Raw genomic sequence first — 426 nt, 5'->3', positions numbered from 1 at the left:
ATTCGTTGCCGTTGCAGGCTTCTTTTCAATAGTCGGCCACCCTTAGCGCTTTGCCGCCGATTCGGTCGGCTCGTCCCGTTCGGACCATGTCCGGCGGGCGATGTCGGCCGCTTGAACCATGTTACGCAGTGCGCGCTGTGTTTCCTCGAATCCGCGCGTCTTGAGTCCGCAGTCCGGGTTGATCCAGAACAGATTCGGGTCGAGCGCCCGCAGGGCGCGTTCGATCGTAGCGGTCATCTCCTCGACCGGCGGAACGCGCGGACTGTGGATATCGTATACGCCTAGACCGATCCCTTTCGTATATGTGTTTCGCTCGAAGCTGCCAATAAGCTCCCCGTGACTGCGAGACGATTCGATCGAGATCACGTCCGCATCCAAGCGGTCGATCGCGTCGATCATGTCATGGAACTCGCAATAGCACATATG

1 pseudogene is annotated in these 426 nt (G+C 58.7%); it reads right to left on the bottom strand.

What is annotated here, in order from left to right:
* Positions 1 to 42 precede the first annotated feature (42 nt).
* Positions 43 to 426: pseudogene (locus AC2JF9_RS09650) on the bottom strand (5-methyltetrahydropteroyltriglutamate--homocysteine S-methyltransferase); the annotation flags it as partial.

It is taken from the genome of Lactobacillus sp. C449L, assembly GCF_059900815.1.
The sequence above is the reverse complement of the archived record's forward strand: the minus strand, read 5'-3'. Positions and strand labels throughout refer to the sequence as shown.